The sequence below is a fragment of the Halohasta litorea genome, assembly GCF_024494645.1.
Classification (GTDB): domain Archaea; phylum Halobacteriota; class Halobacteria; order Halobacteriales; family Haloferacaceae; genus Halohasta; species Halohasta litorea.
This window is the reverse complement of the sequence record NZ_JANHDJ010000001.1, coordinates 156,399-176,145: the sequence shown is the minus strand read 5'-3', so window position 1 is coordinate 176,145 and position 19,747 is coordinate 156,399. Positions and strand designations below refer to the sequence as shown.

The following is a 19,747-nucleotide window of genomic DNA, read 5'->3' as shown; positions in this document are numbered from 1 at the left end:
CCCGATCGCCTACCGCTGGCGGTCGATGACGGCCTTGGCCTCTCTGCCCGCCTGTTTCCAGCCGTAGCCTGCCTCGTAGACGTGGCGTTTGCTCTCGACGAGCTCCTCCGGCGATGACTCCTCGAAGCCGCCACGGTCCCACGCGCCGGACTCCCGGAGCCACTCGCAGACGGTGGCTTTGGTTTCGGCCCACGAGAGGTCGACCATCTCGTACCACGCGATCATCGCGAACACCGCGTTGTCGTGACAGCCCGGCACCGAGCCGTGCTCGTAGATGGTCCGCATGGGCTCGATGGTCGGCTCCGAGACGAGTTCCTTGTACTCCGCGGCGGTCAGCAACCGCAAGGTCCCGTCGTCGTCCTGCTCGACCCGGCTGACCGCCTGCAGCGTCGACAAGGCGGCCTTATGAAGCTCGCCCCACTCGCCGTGGACCGCCTCTCGAAGCGCCGACTCGGTGACCGGCGTCTGGCTGGTCGCCAACACCGACAAACAATCAGTATAGGCCTTTTCAATAGTCGGCCACGCCGTGCCCTCGAACCGGCAGTCGAGCTCGTGGAGGCTGTTTGTCGTCCGGCAGTCCGGGCAGGGGTAGCTGAAACGCGGCACTATCGGTCACTCTGTCGCCAGCCGACTATATGTTGTATGGTTTCGCGGCCGGGAGACCGTCGGGCTTATTCATACTGCCATGAAAGTCGGCGGTAGCTATGTCGACCCCGCTCTACGCCCGGTACCCCTTCCTCGAAGCGGCCCGTCAGGCCGTCGGCGAGCTGGGCGTCGACATCGAGACGCTGATCGCCGAGGGCGCACCCGCGGTCGATCGGGGCCGCGAGCGGGTCGAACGCGCGCTCCTTGCAGGGCGGGTCGACGCCGAGGAGCCCGCCGAGTGGCGCGACGAGGACGAACTGCTCTCCTACCCGATCGCCCGGATTCTCGTCTCGCTGCTCGATTCGGGGGCCGCGATCGACAAGTACGCCGCCGCCGAGGCGAAGACGGCCGTCCAGCGGTTAGAGAAGGATTTCGAGGCGGGCGACGACGGCCTGAAGAGTACGACCTCCGCGCGGCTCGATCGGGAAACGGTCCTGGAGGAACTCGATCTGTCGACGGCGATCAGACCGGAGACCAGCCACCCCAGCCGCGAGCCGGAGTGGTTCCGGGTCGGCGTGGGGAGCTATCTCCGATTGGCTTCCGGCGACCGCGGCGACAGCTGGCGGCTCGTCAACCGGGAAGTGGTTGACGGCGACGTACGAGTCGAACGCGGCGAGCTGTTCGCCCTGCTTCGAACGGCGATCCGCCGCCGCATCGCGGCTGGCCTCCCCTTCGAGGGACTGACCGAGGGCGAAGGGATCGTCGAGCCCCTCGAAGCCGATCTCGCCGAACTCCGGCGGCTGCTGTCGGAGCGCACCGTCGTCGGGAAGATCGATTTCGTCAACCGGGCGCTGTTTCCGCCGTGTATCGAGAACCTGTTGCAGAAGGCCGAAGACGGGATCGAACTCCAGGAATTTGAAAGTTTCACCCTGATGGCGTTTTTAACTGGGATCGGGATGGAGGCCGACGAGATCATCGAGTTCTGTGAGAACTCGTCGCTCGATCCCGAGGGGATTCGCTACCAGACGGAGTATCTCAAAGACGACCGCGGCACGCAGTATCCGCCGCCGTCCTGTGAGACGCTGAGCGCCTACGGCATCTGCCACAACGAGGACGACCACTGGAAGACCGCAGGCCATCCGCTGGCCTACTATCAGGCACGACTCGAAGCCAGCGACGACGACCTGGTCGACTGGCGAGAGAGACAGTCACAGCTCTCGGAGTAGTCGGCGACGACAGCTCTGGGCGAGGAGACAGCGGAGGTTGTTGGGGCCGTCGGCGTTAGTCGGTCGATTCGTCGTCGTTGAGTCGGGTAAGAACGACGCCGATGACGGCCATAAGCAGTACGAATCCGGCGAGCGCGCCAACGAGAGCCAGCGCGCCGTTACTCGGCAACCCTCCGGAACCGTCGAAGACGACGCCGATACCGATGAGGGAAGCGAGGAACAGCCCGACGGCAGCCAGCGACACTACCGTCTGTCGGCGCATTTCCTCGTCGATTTCCATATCGCTCCGTTTCCCCGGCCGTCTCAAAAGGGCTTCGAAACGCGCGGCGGGAAACCGGGATCGCACCCACTGTTGGCGGCTGATTTCGACCGAACAAGGGTTTAGATAGCTTCAGCGCCTAGTTACAGCGAGAGTCCCTCCCATGAGTACCCGACAGACCCTCCCCACCGAGCAGCCAGCCTGCCACCCACCGCCGGAGTCCCCACTGGCGGCCGCGGGCACCGGCGAGCGCGCACACCGTGCCAGAACCGAGCCGATGACGATCCGGGGCCTCCAGGATGGCCGAACGATCGTCGAGACCGACGGCGGAACCTACGTCGTCGATGCCGACCACGAACGCTGTACCTGCCCGGACCACGCGATTCGTGGCGTACGATGTAAACATCTCCGCCGGGTTGCTATCGAAGCTGCCGCGGGCACGATCCCACCCGCAGGGATGCGGGAAGGGGCGTGTGCGCTCTGTGGCGACCCCGTATTCGTCGAGTTCGACCAGCCCACCGCACTCTGTGAGCGCCATAGCTTCGAGCCCGGCGAGTGCGTCATCGACCGCGAAACCGGAAGCCTGCTGATCGTCGTCGCAGAGACGACCGACCGCGCCGACGAGCGGCGGATCGACGACGGGCGGCCCATCGCCGAAGTCGAAACCAACCGGAACTACAGTGGCCACGAACCGGTCGTTGAGGCCGTCTATGCCAGCGCGCTCGGTCGGCAGACGAACGGTCGGGCGGCCAAACGGTACGGGTTTCCGGCAAGTCGGCTCCGTCACACCGACCACGATCCGGTCCGGGGGCGACGGCTACTTGCCAGCCACCGGCCAGCCCAGCGGGCCGACGCCGCCGGTTGAAACGGCTACGGTTCGTCGGTCGCGTTTTCGGCGGACCCGTTGGCTTCTTCGTTCGGACACCGGGGCACCGAGACCGCCACCGACTCGTGTGCGGCACGCACGACGAACCAGCCACAGAACCCGCGCCCCATCGAGAGTTCGACGTACTGTTCGGCTGTTCGCTCCTCGTCGGTCGTGAGATCGGTGACGCCGATCCGGTAGCGTCCGGCGGTCTCGACGACCGCTGGCTCGGTGATCCGTTCGCCCGGCGGGATTTCGAGTGTCTCGTCGTACAGCGGCTCCTCGCGGACTCGATCGACGACGACCGACAGCTCCCGCGGCCGATTGGACCGGTTTTCGATCCGCAGATCGAACGGCGTCGACAGCGACGACTCGCCGAGACAGCCCGCTGAAACCAACAGCGACAGCGATCCAATCACGACCCGGCGGCGGTCTACACGCATTGGTATAGGTACCGACTACCTGCGGATAGTGTTTATTCAACCAATAGAGAATCTGTATATAAATTGAATGAGTTGACGATTAAATGTCGTCGAGCGTCGTTTTCGTGCTGCGGCCGACGAACTCCTCGAAGTCGACGCCGTCGGCGAGGGCGGTCTCCTTTTTGACGCGGTAGTTACCGCCGTCGGTCGTATAGAGGTCCCCAGGGTGGAAAAAGTACCAGTCTTCGCGGTCGAACCGGACGCCGATGCGGGCTTTCGCGCCGAAGTTCTGAGCGAAATAGATGAGGGCTTCGACCTCCTCGCCGGAGAGGTAGATCGGATCGCCGCTGCTGGATTTGGCCTCGATGGCATAGAACCGCTCGCCGTCGCCCGCAAGCACGTCGGGGAGCTCGCGGTCGGTCGCAGAACCGCTTGCGGGGGCACGCATGACGGCGAACCCAGACTCGTCGAGGCGGTTGACAAGTTCCCGCTCCCTGCGGTCGCCTTTTCTATTCGCGGACATCAGCCCTCCACTCGTTACGGACAAATGGTCGACAGCTACGTAGACACAACATACTGGGCGTTAGGCGGTCGATACTAAAAGCCAACCGGGCATCGATCGTTACTCACTCTGTCGACTCGGCGTCATCGGCCTCGCGGACTTTCCGGCCGTCGGTTATCTCGGTGGACCCCTTGTAGATGAACAGGAGCGAGCTCACAATAACGAGGTCACCGTAGGGATCGTAGTTGCTGAGTGCCAGAACAGCGCCGAAGACGACGAGAATCGCCGCGATTCCCATATATGCCCAGCCGACATTCATACCGGCTGGTCTCGCAGCGAGGCTAAAAGGTCGACGGTTCTGCCCCTATGTGCCGTGGTCCCAGCTGCCCATATACTCGCGTTGCTCGTCGGTCAGCGAGTCGTGGTCGACGCCCTCGGCGTCGAGTTTGATTTCGGCGATCTCGCGGTCGAGCTCGTCGGGCACGTCGTGGACGCCCGCCTCGTAGGCCTCGCCGTTGGCGGCGAGTTCGCGGACGGCGACCGCCTGGACACCGAAGCTCTGGTCCATCACCTCGACGGGGTGGCCGAGCGCGACCGGCGCGGCGAGGTTGACCAATCGGCCCTCGGCCAGCACGTTGAGGCGGCGGCCGTCGTCCATCTCGTAGGCCTCGACGCCGTCGCGTGCCTCGTAGACATCGACCGCGCGCTCTTCGAGCGCCACGAGGTCGATCTCGATGTCGAAGTGGCCCGCGTTTGCGAGCAGTACGCCGTCTTTCATTTGGTCGAAGTGCTCGTCGACGACCACGTCGCGGTTGCCCGTCGTCGTCAAAATCAGGTCGGCCTCGGCGGCAGCCTCTTCCATCGGCATGACCTCGTAGCCCTCCATGTGGGCCTCCAGCGCCTTCCGGGGGTCGACTTCGGTGACGATCACGTTGGCGTTTTGCCCGGCGGCCTTCTTGGCGACGCCCTTCCCACAGTAGCCGTAGCCCGCGACGACGACGTTCTTGCCCGCATACGAGAGGTTCGTCGTCATCGCGATGGTCGCCAGCGAGGACTCGCCGGTGCCGTGGACGTTGTCGAACAGCGTCTTCATCGGCGTGTCGTTGACCGCGAAGACGGGGTATTCGAGCGCACCGTCGTCGTCCATCGCGCGAAGTCGGTGGACGCCGGTCGTCGTTTCCTCGCAGCCGCCGACGATGGAATCGATGAGCTCGGGATGGTCCTCGTGGATCGCCGCGATCATGTCCATCCCGTCGTCGACCGTGATCGTCGGCTCGTGGGCGATGACGGCGTCGATGGCCTCGTAGTATTCCTCGTCGTCGACGCCCCGGACCGCATAGGACGTAATGTTCTCGTGAGTGTCGAGGGCGGCGCTCACGTCATCGTGCGTCGAAAGGGGATTACAGCCGGTGATGGCGACCTCGGCGCCGCCCAACGCGAGCAGTTCGACCAGATTGGCGGTCTTGGCCTCGACGTGCATCGCCATTCCGATCGTCTCACCCGCCAGCGGTTGGTCGGCTTCGAACTCCTCGCGGAGCGACTGCAGGATCGGCATATGCTGTAGCGCCCACTCCATCTTGCGTCGGCCCTCGGTCCGTGCGGCCTCGACATCGTCGAGGTGCGCAGCGACCGGCGGGTAGGCTGATTCGCTCATACGGAACGATCAGCGCAGGCGGTGAAAACGGTACCGAAGCGGGTCAGAAGGAGGTGTCGTCCAACACCGTCTGAAAGAGCAAAGCACCGACGAGTGCGCCGACCAAGATGAGGCTCTCGCCGAGGCCGTACTGGAAGGGGTAGACGGTCAGCGCGAGGAGGCCAGCGGCTCCCAGCGCCATGATAACTACGGTGAGTAGCACACGCGTCGACCGCTCCATATGCGAGCGTAGACGGCGAGTTCTTTTAAATATGGATGACTGTCAGGATAGCCGTCCTACTGGCAGTTATAAATACGATAGCGACGGACGAGGCTGTCGACGAACCACACCTTGAGGCCGATGGTAAGCAGGCCACCAACTGTTGTAAGCCGCGGTCGACGCCGGAGCGCCGCATACAGCGTGACCAGCAGCGTCGGTACGCTCAGGTAGTTTATACTGCTCGGAAACCGCGGCTCGAAGGTCGTATGACCCTGTTCGTACCACCAGCGTTCGGCGAGCACGACCTCGCTGAGCCAGTTGTCCGTCCGCTCGGGTTCGGGAAACAGGATCGGGTTTATGAGTAGGAACCCAATAACGGCAGCGAGCAGTCGGGGGCGACGGTGGTAGATGGCGTATAACAGCAGCGGCATCGCCGCGAATCGGGAGCCGCCGCTCCAGGGGTTCGAGTGGCGCGCCCAGAACCAATCAGGAAAGGAGCCAGGAACGGAGCCGGTCGAATCGGACTGTGTCATACCGACTCGTAGGCGACACCGGAAGAAAAGTCCGTAGGCAAGACTAGTACAAAGCGTTACTCAGCGCGTTCGACCAGCGCGGCAGCCGCTTCCGAGGCCCGCCGTTTCACGGCTTCCTCGTCGAGCGTCCGGATCTCACGGTCCGCCATCAGCACCTCGCCGTCACAGATCGTGTGCCGCACGTCGGAGCCGCGCACCGCGTAGGCGAGGTGACTCACGTAGTCGTGGACCGGAGTAAGGTGCGGTGCGTCGAAGTCGACCACCGCGATGTCGGCCGTGCCACCGGCCTCGATTCGGCCGACCGGCAGGCCGATCGCCTCGGCGCTACCCTCGATCGCCATCCGCACAGCGTCCTCGGCGGCCACGTCGCGGGCGTCGCCACGGGCCAGTTTGCCGATCATCGCCGCATCGCGGATCTCGTCGAACAGATCGAGATCGTTGTTCGAGGCCGCGCCGTCGGTGCCGAGGCCGACGTTGACACCCGCATCCAGCATCTCCTGGATCGGCGCGATCCCACTCGCCAATTTCATGTTCGAGGCCGGACAGTGGATCACGCTCGCGCCCGTCTCCGCCAGCCGGTCGATCTCGCGGTCGTCGACGTGGACACAGTGGGCCAGGAAGTCATCGTCGGTGAGCATCCCCAGCTCGTCGGCGTATTCGAGCGGGCGGACGCCGTGGGCGTCGACGATGGGGTCGACCTCGTTTTGGGTCTCGTTGGCGTGGAAATGCAGCGGCACCCCGGCCTCGCGGGCCTGCGGGACGAACTCCTCCAGATACTCGGTTTCGGCGGTCGTCAGCGAGTGGGGCATCAGCGCGGTCGTGATCCGGCCGTCGGCCGCCCCGTCGAACTCGCGGGCGATATCCAGTCCCTCTTGGGCGTCGGCGCGAGCAGCCGCGTCGTCCTTGCCGATGGTGATGAAGGCGTGACAGAGGTTGGCCCTGAGGCCCGAGGCCTCGGTGGCGGCGGCGATTTCGGGGACTTCGAAGTAGCTGTCGGCGAAGCCGGTAATCCCGTTTTTGATGAACTCGACGAGGCCGAGTTCCGTCCCCACGCGGATGTCCTCGGGGGTGAGTTCGGCCTCGACCGGCCAGATGTCCTCCTGGAGCCAGGAATCCAAGGGTTTGTCGTCGGCGTGGCCCCGGAGCAGCGTCATCGCGACGTGGGTGTGGGCGTTGACCAGCCCGGGCATCACAAGCGAGTCGGTTGCGTCCAGCGTTTCGTCGGCCGACACGTCGCCGACCTCGATAACCTCGCCTGCCTCGCGGTCGACCAGCACGTCGGCTTCGCGAACCTCGAAGTCGGGCGTAAGCACGTGGCCGCCCTCGATCGCATATACGTCGTCCATACCGGCGGTTGGGGCGGCGGTCCCTTAAGAAATCAGGATCGGTCCCGGAGCCGGGCGATCCGCTGGCCCAGCGGCGGCTGGACTTCGAACCACGTCCGCCAACTCGCGGACTCGGGTTCGATACCCCGGCGGGCGGCGGCCGTCTCGAAGGCCGCCGCGAGCGTCTCGCTGCCGACCTCTCGGGTGGCCGCACTGTCGGCGGCGAACTGGAGCCGTCGGCCGACCCAAAACAGCCCGAGGGCGGCGACCGCGATCAAAAAGAGGCCGTCGGAAAAGTCGAGGAGCCCGCCGAACATCCCAGTGGCAATGCCGATCACGCTCGCGGCAGCCAGCGCGCGGTACTCGAGATATAGATATCGGCCACGAGCGAGTTCGGCAGCGAGGAGTGACTCGGCAGTCGTCTCGTCAAGCTCGGCCAGGACGGCCGTCGACAGGAGTAGGGATCGCCTACCGGGCGGGCCGCGGAGCGACACCTCGATCCGGTCGGCGTCGCCCTCGACGACGTGGACCCGGTCAGGAGCGTCGTCGGCTCCTAACTGGGCGAGCCGGTCGCGCTCGTCGGGTGTCGGCTCCCGGGTCTCCCGGAGCGACAGCGCAATCATCGGTGCGATGATCGCCCCGAGGCCGAAGACGACCACGGCGACCACAACGAAGGAGATGGGGTCGACCGACACCTGGAGCGGCACGACGAACGGAAACGAGAGGCCGGACATACCATGTGTTGTCCGCGAGGCCGTCAAATCGGTTGCGCTCCAGGAGGGAAAGACAGTTGCCCCCTCGACAGAGAGGGAGGGTATGCGCATTGCCGTTCCTAACAAGGGCCGACTACACGAGCCGACGGTGAAGCTTCTCGAACGGGCGGGCCTCCACATCGAGAACGGAGCCGACCGCAAACTGTACGCCGAGACGGTCGACCCCGAGGTGAGCATTCTCTTCGCACGCGCCGCCGATATCCCCGAGTACGTCGACGACGGCGCCGCGGAGGTCGGGATCACCGGCCTCGATCAGGTCCACGAATCCGACTCGGAGCTCTCGGAGCTCTTGGATCTCGAATACGGCCGGTGCCGACTCGTGTTGGCTGCGCCCGAAGACGGCGATATCACCGACCCCCAGCAGCTCGACGGCAAGAAGGTCGCCACCGAGTTCCCGACCATCACCGAGCAGTACTTCCGGGCCCAGAACATCGACACAGAAATCATCGAAGTCACGGGCGCGACCGAACTCACCCCGCACGTCGAGATGGCCGACGCGATCGTCGACATCACCTCGACGGGGACGACGCTGGCGGTCAACCGACTCGGCGTGATCGACGAGGTGCTTTCGAGTTCGGTCCGGCTGTTCGCCCGCGAGGAGACGGCGGGCAACGAGAAGGTCCAACAGCTCGTGACGGCCTTAGAGTCGGTACTGGCGGCCAACGACAAACGCTACCTCATGATGAACGTCGCCGAGGAGAACCTCGCGGCCGTCCAGGATGTCATCCCCGGCCTCGGCGGGCCGACGGTGATGAACGTCGCCGGGAGCGAGGACGTGGCCGTTCACGCCGTCGTCGATCAACAACAGGTATTCGAGGTAATCAACGATCTCAAAGCCGAAGGTGCCACCGGGATTTTAGTCACCGAGATCGAGCGACTCGTCGAGTAGCCACCACCTACTCAGTCGGCGTTATGTCCCGGAGATCCGGCGTTGTGATATCGGAATCGATAGCCAGCGTACCGTACCGGGAGCGACAGTACATTACGATTCCGAGCGCGGAGACGCCCACACCAGCCAGCCCCAACAGCCCCGCTTCGGGCCCGAACGCACCGCCGGAGACGATTTGCGGGCCCCGGCTCGTCGTCTCGACCAACGAGACCGGCAGTTCGGCACCGCTGACCGGCAGGCCGTAGACGAGTCCCTGAAAGGCGTTCCACGTGATATGGACCCCGATCGGGATCGCCAGCTCCCCAGTGTACAGATAGCCAAGCGCGAGCATGACCCCCGCCGCCGAGATGACGGCCGTACTCAGCAGCGTCGCGTTCGGGTTGGTCGCGTGGAGGCCGCCGAAAACGAGCGACGACAGCAGCGTGGCAGAGAGGGCGGCGGCGCGGGGCGAAAGCCGGTCGAACCACCGGAACCCCTCGGCGAAGTTCGTCAACAGATACCCCCGAACGAGCAGCTCCTCGTAGACCCCCACGAGCAGAAAGACGGCGACCAACCCGGCCAACTGCGGGAGCGTGCCCGAGAGGCCAACCGATTCGACGGCGAGCAACCCGCCAGCGATGCCAACGACGACCATCGCGGTCATCACGCCGCCGCCGAGTGCGAGGCCGAACCCACAGTCGACCCACCACTCGCGGTCGATGCCGAGGCCGAAATCCGTGAGATATCGGCGGTCGAGCAACCACGCGACCGCCAGGAGTGTACCGAGGACGACGAGCCCGCCGATGGCGTTCAACACCAGCGGGCGGGTGGCCGGTCCGAACCCGGCAAGCAGGCTGATACCCGCGATTTCGCGCAACAGCTGTAGCGACAACAGGGTCGCGATCGATACCAACAAAAAGAGGACTGTACCGAGGAGGAGCCGCCACGGGGTCCGGAGTCGGCGCTCCGATCCGTTCCAGAGAGCCCACTGGAGTCGGCGCATAGCAGGGTATCCACCCACAGCCTCCTGTAACCCACGGTTGGAACAGGGCTTGTTCGGACCGGATCACCCCGGAATGCTGGCGGCGAGAATCAGCCCGCCGATCAGGACGGTCCCGAGCAGCACCGAAACGATCGCGTGAACGGCGGTTATCCGCACCGTCGTACGGCGGGGCTGGTCGTAGAGCAGCTGGATGACCAACCCATCGACGGCCAGTGCGACGAGGACGCCGACCCCGCCGGGAACCGGCGACAGTTGTGTCACAAGCGAGACGGCCGCGGGGCCGAATCCCACACCGAGTGCCTTGGCGGGCGAGACATCGCCGAGGACGTTGCGGGCGGCGAGATGGGCCGTCAGGGAGAGAAACAGCCCCAACAGTCCGACAGTACCGATGACCGCGATCGGCCCCGGCGACGTTTGGAAGAGAGCGTAACTGGCCACCATACCGGAGCTACCGGCTACAGGGTGTCGAATCTGTCGGTTTTCGAGATCAGGCCAGCAGGCCGAGGTCGTCGAGCCGGTCGGTGATGACATCGACGGCGGCCTCGGCGTCGCTGGGCTCTTTGCCGCCGGTGATGACGAGCTTGCCGGAGCCGAAAAGCAGGGCAACGACATCGGGATCGTCGAGGCGGTAGACGAGGCCGGGGAACTGTTCGGGCTCGTACTCGATGTTTTCGAGGCCCAGCCCGATCGCGATCGCGTTGAGGTTGAGATCGGTCCCCAGATCGGCGCTCGTGACGATGTTCTGGACGGTAATCTCGGGGTCCTCGGCGATCGGGATCTGGAGGTCTCGAAGCTTCTCGAAGACGATGGCGAGGCTCTCGTGGACCGCCTCGGTCGAGTTCGCGCCGGTACAGACGATCTTTCCCGACCGGAAGATCAGCGCCGCGGATTTCGGCGACTGGGTTCGGTAGACTAGTCCTGGAAACTGTTCGGGGTCGTAGTCGGCGCCTTCGAGGTCCATCGCCACGCTCTGGAGATCGAGTTCCTGGCCGATCCCCGTCGAGGCCACCACGTTCTCGATGGAGATCGTCGTTTTGGGATCGTGCATTCTATGTCGGCTATCGTTGGTATTGTGTATAAAAGTAAGTCAATAGGGAAAGTGGTCGGTCAGTCCGTTCGGACGATCATCGCCGCATTCGAGAGCGTCACGAGCCCGCCGAGCAGGGCGATCCCGACCGGGACGCCGATGGCGATCGGGCTCTCGGAGATCGCCAAAAAGCCGAGAAAACAGACCACAAGCGCCCCGCCTTTGAGCAGGCCGAAGCCGACCGGCCCCGGCTGATCCGACAGCAGGGCGACGACCGCGGGGTTGGCCTCGATCACGTCGGCTCGACGGACCGCCAGCACGGTGGTTACGTAGTCGCCGACCCCATAGAGGAGGACAGCGAGAATCCACCACTGGAGTTCCACCGTCGAGACATCCATACACGCCGTTGGGGACCCCGGGTTATCAGTACAGCCTGATTACCCGACCACAACCGCCGACTACTCCCGGCACACACCAGCCGACGCCAACCTCACCGGTCGATTACTTCCCGTCGCGGACCGACACGCTGATAGCCGACATCGAACTGTGTGTGGACGTGTACTGTCTGGAGCTGGCCGGAGACGAGGACGCCTTCGCGGCCTGCGAGGCCGCCGCGGGGGCCTCGGCGGTCGAAATCGTCGCTCCCGGGGTGGCGACCGCCCGTGGCATCGACGCCGACCGGGTTCGGAATTTGGCCTACACTCACGCCGCCAGCGAGCTGATCGCCAGAACCGACCCCGACATCGAGGCCGCTGTACTCGCACTCGATGCCGCGGGTATCGACCGTACCGGCTCGGTCGCGGTCCGCGCACGGGACGTGCGGAGTCAAGCCGGATGTAGCACCCAGGAGGCCGAACAACGGCTGGGCTCGGTCCTCGTCGACCGCGGGTTTACGGTCGATCTCGACGACCCCGACCACGAACTCCGCGTCCTGTTTTCGAGCGGCGAGGTCGACGGCGAAAAGCGAGAGGCCTGTCTGCTGGGCTGGCTGGCTGCCGAAAGCAAGCGCGATTTCGGCGACCGACGGCCGACCGACCGACCCTTCTTCCAGCCGGGAAGCATGGCCCCCCTCGACGCCCGCGCGCTGGTGAACATCGCGGGCGCTGGACCCGACACGAGAGTCGTCGACCCGATGTGTGGGACCGGCGGCCTGCTGTTGGAGGCGGCGCTGGTCGGCTCCCAGGTTGTGGGCGTCGACGCCCAATGGAAGATGACTCGCGGCAGTAGAGAGAACTTAACGGCGCTCCTGGAGGAGGCCGATTTCGAGATCATCCACGGCGATGCGACTGCCCTCCCGGTCGTCGACGAGTCGGCCGACGCGGTCGTCTTCGACGCCCCCTATGGCCGCCAGTCGAAGATCGCCCGCCACGAACTCGCCGACCTCGTGGGGGGCGCACTCGCGGAGGCCCGGCGGATCGCCGACCGGGCGGTCGTGGTTGCGGATCGGTCGTGGGAAGCGGAGGCGCGGGAGGCGGGGTGGACGGTCGACCAACGGTTCGAGCGGCGGGTCCACGGCACGCTCGTCCGGCACGTCCACGTGCTGTCGGCGGAGTAATGCCGAACCGAGATCCGCCCGGTTTAAGCCGACGGCCTGCCGACGGCCCACAATGACGAATCAGGAACTCATCGCGGCGCTCCGCGATGCCGATGCGGTCCAGTACGGCGAGTTCGAACTCTCTCATGGCGGCACCAGCGACTACTACGTCGACAAATACCTCTTCGAGACCGACCCCCACTGTCTGGAGCTGATCGCCGAGGCCTTCGCCGCAAAGATCGACGAGCCGAAACTCGCGGGCGTCGCCCTCGGGGCGGTCCCGCTGGTGGCGGTCACCGCGACCGAGACCGACCGCCCCTACGTCATCGCCCGGAAGAAGGCCAAGGAGTACGGGACGGCCAACCGGATCGAGGGGCGATTGGACGAGGGCGAGGAGGTCGTCGTGCTCGAAGACATCGCCACCACCGGCAACTCCGCGATCGATGCCGCCGAGGCGCTGCGGGAGGCGGGCGCGACAGTCAACCGCATCCTGGTGGTCGTCGACCGCGAGGAGGGCGCGACCGAACGACTCGCCGAACACGACCTCGAACTCGACGCGCTGGTGACTGCCAGCGAGCTGCTGGCCGACCGGTAGTCCCGAACCGCGGGGATACCCTTTTTTGCGGCTGTGTTCGTATTGAGACACATGGTCTCCAGGAACAGTCGTCAGTCATCCCTGCGTACCGCCGTCGGCGTGCTCGTTGCGCTTGTCGCCATCGTGGGGACGCAGTTCCTCGGCTGGGAATGGGGGTCGGGACAGCTCGTCCCGACAGTTATCGGCGCTGCCGTCGCCGGGATCGCCGTCGCGATTGCCGCCAACCGAGCGCTGTCCTGACTGGCGACAGTCACCGATTCTGACACCGTATTTATCATTATAAACAGAGTACAGTGCAGTGGTCCCTATGAGCAAAGACATCCTCATGATCGTCGGCGATTTCGGCGAAGACTACGAGATCATGGTCCCGTATCAGGCCCTCGAAATGGTCGGCCATAGCGTTGATGCGGTCTGTCCCGACAAGGAGTCCGGCGAGACGGTCAAAACCGCGATCCACGACTTCCGGGGCGACCAGACTTACATGGAAACGCGGGGCCACGACTTCGAGTTGAACGCGACGATGGCAGAGATCGACCCCAGCGAGTACGATGCCCTCTGTGTGCCCGGCGGCCGCGCACCCGAATACCTCCGGACCTACGACGCCGTCATCGAGGCGGTCCAGCACTTCTTCGAGAGCGACAAGCCGGTGGCCTCGCTGTGCCACGGCCCCCAGATTCTGGCCGCCGCGGGCGTGTTGGACGGCTACGAGATGACGGCCTACCCCGCGGTTCGCGCCGAGTGTGAGGCCGCGGGCTGTTCGTGGGTCGACGGCGTCGTCCGGGACCGGAACCTCGTCACCGGTCAGGCGTGGCCCGACCATCCCGAGTGGCTCGCGGCGTTCCTGGAGCTGTTGGGCGACGAGATCAACCACACCGAACCCGCAGCAGCCGACGATTAGGCACCGGCTACGAGACGGCCTCGGGCCGTGAGGGGTAGCGTGACTCGGCGATGGCGAAGGTGAGCGTGCTGAGGACGCCCAGCAGCGTCCCGATAGTCAGCGCGAGCGCGAGATCCGGCAGCGAGAGCGTGACGATCCCCTCGACGCTTGGCAAGAAAAAGCCGGAGAGCCCGTAGAGGACGATCCCGATAGCGACCACGTAGAAGGGAGCGTTGAGGTAGCGCCAGCGGAACCGCCCGGCGAGATACTCGTCGGTGACTTGGCCGAGGCTGCTGGTGATACCGGCGGCGGCGAACCACTGGACCGCACCGTGGACGAACGCCGCGGCGGCGGTGGCGATCTCCATTGGTGGCGGTGTGGTCGACTCGACGGTGTCGATCATCGAGACGCCCTGGACGCCGCCGACGATAATCAACGCGAGGGCGACGATGTAGGTGATCAGCGTGACCCGACCGGCGTACAGCCCGTTGCGTACGCGGTCGACGGAGCTGTCGATGGAGTCTTCGAGGCCGAGCCCGCGAAACAGCGAGTAGAGGCCGACGAGCGCCGAAATGAGCCCGAGGACGACCGCCCCGGCGACATCGAAGATTCCCGCGATGACAACCAGCGGGTAGATGAGCAGCAGGATACCGAGCGGAACCAGGATCGTCCCGCGCGTTTCGGGGTCGGCCAGCACCTGCTTGATCGTGTAGTACATCGATTCGAGGTTCTGGGCCTGCCGGACGACGACCCGGCGGACGCCGTCGATGGGCATCCGCGAGCGGATCACTGGCACCACGGACTCGTCCTGTGCGCCGTCGGTGATGATGATCGCTCGGACCTCCTCGCCGGTCCGGAGACCAGCGAGGGTAGTGTCGATCTCCTCGCCGACCGTCCGGTTGGCCCGCACGTCGTTGCCCTCAACCCCGGTGACGACCGCGACTTCGACCTCCTCCCCGCCCTCCTCACGGAGCGACTCGTAGGTCGAGAGCCCCTGGAACATGACGTTGACATCGGAGTCTTCGGGGTCGACCGTCGCCAGCGCGACCGCCGCCTCGCGGACCGCCTCGCTCCCGACGACCGGCGTCGAGAGACCGGTCTTCCGGCCAACGTCGTCGTCGAGGTCGACACAGAGGACGAGCAGCATTCGTGTAGGAATAGGTGAGCACGCTGTTAAGACTTTTCTGGGGCCAGCGGTGGAGACGAGGCACGGGGGCGGTCGACACCGAGTCCCACGGAGAGTGGCCGTTTCGGACGCTTTTTGTGGCCGCAGGCGGTATCATTGGTAACTGATGATCTCCAAAGGCTGCGAACAGTGCGCCAAAGGCGGGAAGATGGTGCTTTTCGTCTACGGCTACTGCGACCAGCGGGACTGTTTCTACTGCCCGCTGGGAGAAAACCGGAAGAACGTCACCGACGTCTACGCCAACGAGCGGAAGGTCGAAGACGACGCCGACATCATTGAGGAGGCCCACCGGATGGACGCGCTGGGCACCTCGATCACCGGCGGCGAACCGCAGGAGGCGATGGAAAAGACCTGTCGCTACCTCAGCCTGCTGAAAGAGGAGTTCGGCGAGGACCACCACACCCACCTCTACACAGGGATTACCGGCGGCCGGGAGAACATGCGTCGACTCTCGGAGGCCGGACTCGACGAGATCCGGTTCCACCCGCCCTACGAGCAGTGGGGCGACCTCCACGGCACCGAGTGGGAAGAGATCCTTTATATTGCCCGCGAGGAGGGGCTCACGCCCGCCTTCGAGATCCCCGGCATTCGCGCCGAGGAGGAGTTCCTAGAGTTCCTCGACGAGGGCGCAGCCGAGTTCTGCAATATTAACGAGTTCGAGATGAGCGACGGCAACTTCCGCCGGATGAAGGAGGAAGGCTACGAGCTCCAGGAGGGCCATATGTCCGCAGTCGATGGCTCCAAGGAGGCCATCCTGGAGACGATGGGCGACCACGAGCGCGTCTACTTCTGTACCAGCGTGTTCAAGGACGCCGCCCAACACCGCAACCGCCTCAAGCGGATGGCCCGCGTGATCCGCCGGGAGTTCGACGAGATCACCGACGACGGCACCTTAGTCTACGGCAAGGCCTGGGAGTCGGAGGCTCGACTCGAAGAACTCGGCGTTCCCGAGGAGTTCTACACCGTCAAGCCCGACCACGTCGAACTGGCGTGGTGGCTCCTCGAAGAGATGGTCGACGAGGGCGACGTAACCGAAGGCGAGATCGTCGAGCAGTATCCGACCGTCGACGGGACGGTCGTCGAACGGACGCCGCTGGCGTAACGCGCTTTTATACTGCTGTGCGGTAGCGGTGCGGGTAGTCACCAGCTAGTGAGTCGTGACGAGCGACCGCAGGGAGCGAGGAACGTTTTAATCGACGTTTTTCCGACGGAGCGAGCGCAAGCGAGCGACGGAGTAGAAAAACGTCGTTTAGAAGCCAAAGACGGGGACGAACCGGAAGACGAGGTAGGCACCGACAGTCGAGATCAGCGGGACGACGTTCTGCATCAGCACCACGCGGGCGGTCGTGCCGGGGTTGAACAGGTCCGAGGCGCTCGGGATATCTTCGGGCTCCTCCTCGCCGATCGGCGGGAGGGATTCGCCCTCAGTGTCGGCCGCAAGGGAGCCGACCGACATTCGGGTTTCGCCAGCTTTCTCCGAGATCGATTCACGGGAAACGCGCATCGTTCGGGTCGCCCGGCCCCAACCGAGGCCGATGATCGACATCGTGGCGATGACGACGAAACTCGCGGGAATACCGATCGCCGAAAGGCCGACGACGAGGATGGCGCTGACGGTGGCGACGACGATGGCGGCAGTCAACGGCAGTTGGGTGATATCGCTGCCGAGGGTATCGAGCGTCCGGCGAGCGATGGTGAACGCACCGATCCCGACGGCGACACAGGCGATGATGATCCCGGTGTTCATCTCCAGGGAGCCGCTGCCGACCAGCGGTGCGATCGCGTTGGCGACGTTGCTCGTCCCGGAGCTGAAGGCCATGATACAGCCGATGCCGATGACGACGCCGGTGCCGAACAACTCCCGTGTGGTCGTGTTCGGCCCAAGGCTGATCGCCGGGATGAGCCCCGATCGATCGACGGTCAGAAGCTTCCCTTCGCTTTGGGCGAGCGCGATCCGCTCGTTGAGCGTTGCATAAAAGTAGCGACCGATTACTGCCGAGATCCAAAAGCCGATCACGGGGGCGACGAGCCACCAGGAGACGATTTCCCCCATGACAGCCCAATCAAGCGAACCGCTGGCGAGTCCGAGGCCGGCGATCGCGCCGACCGCGGTCATCGAGGTTGAGGCGGGAACGCCGAAGACGTTCCCGACGAACAGCGCGAGCCCGATGAAAAACAGCACCGTGATGCTGGCGGGCAGGGTAAATATTCCCGGGTCAGTCACCAGTTCGGTACCGAGAGTATCGACGACGCGGCGACCGATGGTCCACCCGCCGATGAAGAAGAAGACGGTCATCAGTCCGGCCGCGAGCGTCTTCGAGAGCGCCCCGGCACCGACTGCGGGGCCGAAGGCGGGCCCCGTCGTCGACCCGCCGATGTTGTATCCGACGAAAATCGCTACGACCACCCCGATAATCAACAGTACCTCAGTCACAGTACGGTAACTTTCTGGCGACGGCTGTTAAGTCGTCGGATATCTCGCGGGGACCGGCGATGTTTTTGCAGTTGGGCCGCCGAGTCCCTGTATGCAGACGCTCACCGAAAAACGGGTTTTCGGCAGCAAGTTCGGGACGACCGCGCTGTTCGTCGCCAGCGAAACCGGCCTCGTCGAGGTCTCGGTATCGGCCGACCAGATCGGCGAGTTCGGCCTCGCCCACCGCGAGGGAGTCAAGACGGTGGCGGCCGACGACCGCGGCGTCCTGCTCGGCACCGACGGCGACGTGCTCCATAGCGAACCCGATACCGACGAGGAATCAGGGAGAGCCCAGTCGCGTGCGTTTTCGTCGCTCGACGACGCGCCGTTTGAGCAGGCGGTGGCCGTCGGCTGGGGGCCGGGCGGGCCGGTCGCCGCCGACACCGCTGGGACCGTCTTCGAGTGGTCGAAAGCGGGCAGCACCTGGCACCGCCTGGGCGAGACCGGAGGCGTCCGAGCCATCGACGGCGGACTGCTCGCGGCCAGCGACGGCGTCTACCGACTTGCCGACGACGGGCTGGAGCACGTCGGCCTCTCGGCGGTGCGAGATGTCGCGGGCCACGGGACACCGCTGGCGGCGACCGCCGACGGGCTGTTCGCCCTCGGCAACGGCTGGCAGCGCATTGCAAAGGGGGTCTTCGACCGCGTCGCCAGCGACGGCCACGGCCACGCCCACGCGATCGGGTCTGTGGGGCTCCGTCGGCAGCGTGGAGGGGACAACTCGGTCCTGGAGGGATGGACTGACGACGAACTGCCGGTCGGCTCGCCGGCGGTCGATATCGCCTACGGCAGCGGGATCGTCGCCGCAGTCACCGAAAACGGCACACTCGCAGTCGACGCGGGCGACGGGTGGCGACACCAATTGCTCGGTGTCAATGGGGTCCGTGGGCTGGCTATTGGACCGGGAGCATCCGGCGAGTAGTCGCGGCCGCACACCGAAACCGGGTTTAGGTGGGACGGGAAACGGGGGAGTATGACCACGATCGTCCCTGCCTCGACATCCCAGGCGCTGGCGGCCGCCCTCGCCGACGAGGGCGTCGGCTCGCTGACCGTCCCGACCTACGACCGATTCGCCGACGGCGAAACCCTCGCTGCGGTTCCCGAATTCGACGACGAGGAGGCAATCGTCGTCGCCTCGACGGCGACCAACGACGCCCACATCGAACTGCTCCAGCTCCAGGATTCGGTCCGGGAGGCCGGAGCGACCGACATCACGACAGTTATTCCGTATCTCGGCTACGCACGCCAGGATAAGGCGTTCAAACAGGGCCAACCGATCTCGGTGCGTGCGACCGCCCGCGCGATCAGTACCGGTACCGACCGTGTGTTCCTCGTGGAGCCACACGAGCCAGCCGTCGCCGACTTCTTTACCGTGCCGACAGAGCCGATCGACGCCGCCGCCCGACTGGCCGAGCCGCTGGAGGGGCTCGACGATCCACTCTTTGTTGCACCCGACGAGGGAGCCATCGAGCTGGCGACGACGACGCGGGACGCCTACGGCGAGGGGGCAGTCGATTACTTCGAGAAGGACCGCGACTACGAGACCGGCGAGATCGAACTCACGCCGAGCGACGCGCCCGTCGAGGGCCGTGACGTGGTGGTGGTCGACGATATCATCGCCACCGGCGGGACGATGAGCGGGGCCATCGAGGTGCTCGACCGCCGCGGGGCGGGCCGGATCTACGCGGTGTGTGTCCATCCGGTGTTGGCCGAGGCCGCCCGGACCAAACTCGCCGCCGCGGGGGTCGAACGCGTTATCGGCACCGACAGCCTCGAAGGCGCGGTCAGCGACGTAAGCGTGGCTCCGGCGATTGCCGCGCGGCTCGGGGAGTAGCTGGGCG

General features: G+C 65.2%; 26 protein-coding genes. 10 read left to right on the top strand and 16 right to left on the bottom strand.

The window, feature by feature from the left end; all coding sequences use genetic code 11:
- Positions 1 to 9 precede the first annotated feature (9 nt).
- Entirely contained in the window at positions 10 to 606 is a 597-nt protein-coding gene (locus NO877_RS00940; RefSeq protein WP_256394418.1) for a DUF7474 family protein, read from the bottom strand.
- Between the two features lie 98 nt (positions 607 to 704).
- Between NO877_RS00940 and NO877_RS00935 the strand changes: the two genes are divergently transcribed.
- On the top strand, positions 705 to 1,811 hold the full coding sequence (locus NO877_RS00935; protein WP_256394417.1) for a DNA primase large subunit PriL: 1,107 nt from the start codon (positions 705 to 707) through the stop codon (positions 1,809 to 1,811).
- Positions 1,812 to 1,866: 55 nt separating this feature from the next.
- Here the strand turns inward: NO877_RS00935 and NO877_RS00930 are convergent, their stop codons facing one another.
- Positions 1,867 to 2,091, bottom strand: a complete 225-nt coding sequence (locus NO877_RS00930) for a DUF7472 family protein (protein ID WP_256394416.1) — start codon at positions 2,089 to 2,091, stop codon at positions 1,867 to 1,869.
- Positions 2,092 to 2,233: 142 nt separating this feature from the next.
- Here NO877_RS00930 and NO877_RS00925 point away from each other — a divergent pair, with 142 nt between their 5' ends.
- On the top strand, positions 2,234 to 2,935 hold the full coding sequence (locus NO877_RS00925) for an SWIM zinc finger family protein (protein ID WP_256394415.1): 702 nt from the start codon (positions 2,234 to 2,236) through the stop codon (positions 2,933 to 2,935).
- Between the two features lie 5 nt (positions 2,936 to 2,940).
- Here NO877_RS00925 and NO877_RS00920 read toward each other — a convergent pair whose 3' ends face one another.
- From NO877_RS00920 to NO877_RS00885, 8 genes are all read right to left on the bottom strand, one after another.
- Positions 2,941 to 3,378: an Ig-like domain-containing protein gene (locus NO877_RS00920; RefSeq protein ID WP_256394414.1), complete on the bottom strand. Its 438-nt coding sequence runs from the start codon at positions 3,376 to 3,378 to the stop codon at positions 2,941 to 2,943.
- Between the two features lie 79 nt (positions 3,379 to 3,457).
- Positions 3,458 to 3,880 (bottom strand): Holliday junction resolvase Hjc, encoded by a 423-nt coding sequence (gene hjc, locus NO877_RS00915; protein WP_256394413.1) that lies wholly within the window; start codon positions 3,878 to 3,880, stop codon positions 3,458 to 3,460.
- A gap of 103 nt (positions 3,881 to 3,983) precedes the next feature.
- Positions 3,984 to 4,178 carry a hypothetical protein gene (locus NO877_RS00910; RefSeq protein ID WP_256394412.1) on the bottom strand — a complete coding sequence of 65 codons (195 nt, stop codon included), beginning with the start codon at positions 4,176 to 4,178 and terminating at the stop codon, positions 3,984 to 3,986.
- 45 nt (positions 4,179 to 4,223) lie between these two features.
- Positions 4,224 to 5,513 carry an adenosylhomocysteinase gene (locus tag NO877_RS00905; RefSeq protein ID WP_256394411.1) on the bottom strand — a complete coding sequence of 430 codons (1,290 nt, stop codon included), beginning with the start codon at positions 5,511 to 5,513 and terminating at the stop codon, positions 4,224 to 4,226.
- 43 nt (positions 5,514 to 5,556) lie between these two features.
- Positions 5,557 to 5,733 carry a hypothetical protein gene (locus tag NO877_RS00900; protein WP_256394410.1) on the bottom strand — a complete coding sequence of 59 codons (177 nt, stop codon included), beginning with the start codon at positions 5,731 to 5,733 and terminating at the stop codon, positions 5,557 to 5,559.
- 56 nt (positions 5,734 to 5,789) lie between these two features.
- Positions 5,790 to 6,245 carry a DUF6653 family protein gene (locus tag NO877_RS00895; RefSeq protein WP_256394409.1) on the bottom strand — a complete coding sequence of 152 codons (456 nt, stop codon included), beginning with the start codon at positions 6,243 to 6,245 and terminating at the stop codon, positions 5,790 to 5,792.
- A 56-nt stretch (positions 6,246 to 6,301) separates the two neighbouring features.
- The gene (locus tag NO877_RS00890) at positions 6,302 to 7,591 is read right to left on the bottom strand and encodes an amidohydrolase (RefSeq protein WP_256394408.1); all 1,290 of its coding nucleotides are present in this window, start codon (positions 7,589 to 7,591) and stop codon (positions 6,302 to 6,304) included.
- 32 nt (positions 7,592 to 7,623) lie between these two features.
- Positions 7,624 to 8,304 (bottom strand): M48 family metalloprotease, encoded by a 681-nt coding sequence (locus NO877_RS00885; protein WP_256394407.1) that lies wholly within the window; start codon positions 8,302 to 8,304, stop codon positions 7,624 to 7,626.
- Positions 8,305 to 8,386: 82 nt separating this feature from the next.
- Here NO877_RS00885 and hisG point away from each other — a divergent pair, with 82 nt between their 5' ends.
- Positions 8,387 to 9,232 carry an ATP phosphoribosyltransferase gene (gene hisG / locus NO877_RS00880; protein WP_256394406.1) on the top strand — a complete coding sequence of 282 codons (846 nt, stop codon included), beginning with the start codon at positions 8,387 to 8,389 and terminating at the stop codon, positions 9,230 to 9,232.
- A 7-nt stretch (positions 9,233 to 9,239) separates the two neighbouring features.
- Here the strand turns inward: hisG and NO877_RS00875 are convergent, their stop codons facing one another.
- The 4 genes from NO877_RS00875 to NO877_RS00860 form a co-directional block, all read right to left on the bottom strand.
- A complete protein-coding gene (locus tag NO877_RS00875) occupies positions 9,240 to 10,214 on the bottom strand; it encodes a CPBP family intramembrane glutamic endopeptidase (protein WP_256394405.1) in 975 nt (324 codons plus the stop codon).
- A gap of 63 nt (positions 10,215 to 10,277) precedes the next feature.
- Positions 10,278 to 10,655 (bottom strand): DUF7473 family protein, encoded by a 378-nt coding sequence (locus tag NO877_RS00870; RefSeq protein ID WP_256394404.1) that lies wholly within the window; start codon positions 10,653 to 10,655, stop codon positions 10,278 to 10,280.
- Between the two features lie 46 nt (positions 10,656 to 10,701).
- Positions 10,702 to 11,262 (bottom strand): TATA-box-binding protein, encoded by a 561-nt coding sequence (locus NO877_RS00865; protein ID WP_256394403.1) that lies wholly within the window; start codon positions 11,260 to 11,262, stop codon positions 10,702 to 10,704.
- 59 nt (positions 11,263 to 11,321) lie between these two features.
- Positions 11,322 to 11,639, bottom strand: a complete 318-nt coding sequence (locus NO877_RS00860) for a DUF5658 family protein (RefSeq protein WP_256394402.1) — start codon at positions 11,637 to 11,639, stop codon at positions 11,322 to 11,324.
- 158 nt (positions 11,640 to 11,797) lie between these two features.
- On the opposite strand from NO877_RS00860, the gene NO877_RS00855 reads away from it, so the two are divergent.
- The 4 genes from NO877_RS00855 (at position 11,798) to NO877_RS00840 (ending at position 14,268) form a co-directional block, all read left to right on the top strand.
- A complete protein-coding gene (locus NO877_RS00855; RefSeq protein ID WP_256395162.1) occupies positions 11,798 to 12,796 on the top strand; it encodes a methyltransferase domain-containing protein in 999 nt (332 codons plus the stop codon).
- Between the two features lie 52 nt (positions 12,797 to 12,848).
- Positions 12,849 to 13,370, top strand: coding sequence for an orotate phosphoribosyltransferase (gene pyrE, locus NO877_RS00850; protein WP_256394401.1), 522 nt, complete (start codon positions 12,849 to 12,851; stop codon positions 13,368 to 13,370).
- Between the two features lie 51 nt (positions 13,371 to 13,421).
- Positions 13,422 to 13,610 carry a multidrug transporter gene (locus NO877_RS00845; protein ID WP_256394400.1) on the top strand — a complete coding sequence of 63 codons (189 nt, stop codon included), beginning with the start codon at positions 13,422 to 13,424 and terminating at the stop codon, positions 13,608 to 13,610.
- Between the two features lie 67 nt (positions 13,611 to 13,677).
- Positions 13,678 to 14,268, top strand: a complete 591-nt coding sequence (locus NO877_RS00840) for a DJ-1/PfpI family protein (protein ID WP_256394399.1) — start codon at positions 13,678 to 13,680, stop codon at positions 14,266 to 14,268.
- A 7-nt stretch (positions 14,269 to 14,275) separates the two neighbouring features.
- Here NO877_RS00840 and NO877_RS00835 read toward each other — a convergent pair whose 3' ends face one another.
- Complete coding sequence (locus tag NO877_RS00835) at positions 14,276 to 15,394, bottom strand: DUF373 family protein (RefSeq protein WP_256394398.1); 1,119 nt, start codon at positions 15,392 to 15,394, stop codon at positions 14,276 to 14,278.
- 145 nt (positions 15,395 to 15,539) lie between these two features.
- On the opposite strand from NO877_RS00835, the gene NO877_RS00830 reads away from it, so the two are divergent.
- Complete coding sequence (locus NO877_RS00830; RefSeq protein ID WP_256394397.1) at positions 15,540 to 16,535, top strand: radical SAM protein; 996 nt, start codon at positions 15,540 to 15,542, stop codon at positions 16,533 to 16,535.
- A 147-nt stretch (positions 16,536 to 16,682) separates the two neighbouring features.
- On the opposite strand, the gene NO877_RS00825 is transcribed toward NO877_RS00830, so the two are convergent.
- Entirely contained in the window at positions 16,683 to 17,867 is a 1,185-nt protein-coding gene (locus NO877_RS00825; protein ID WP_256394396.1) for an inorganic phosphate transporter, read from the bottom strand.
- A 91-nt stretch (positions 17,868 to 17,958) separates the two neighbouring features.
- Between NO877_RS00825 and NO877_RS00820 the strand changes: the two genes are divergently transcribed.
- Together NO877_RS00820 and prs are read left to right on the top strand one after the other, a co-directional pair.
- Positions 17,959 to 18,828, top strand: a complete 870-nt coding sequence (locus NO877_RS00820) for an HVO_0234 family beta-propeller protein (RefSeq protein ID WP_256394395.1) — start codon at positions 17,959 to 17,961, stop codon at positions 18,826 to 18,828.
- A 51-nt stretch (positions 18,829 to 18,879) separates the two neighbouring features.
- Entirely contained in the window at positions 18,880 to 19,740 is an 861-nt protein-coding gene (gene prs, locus NO877_RS00815; RefSeq protein ID WP_256394394.1) for a ribose-phosphate diphosphokinase, read from the top strand.
- Positions 19,741 to 19,747 lie beyond the last annotated feature (7 nt).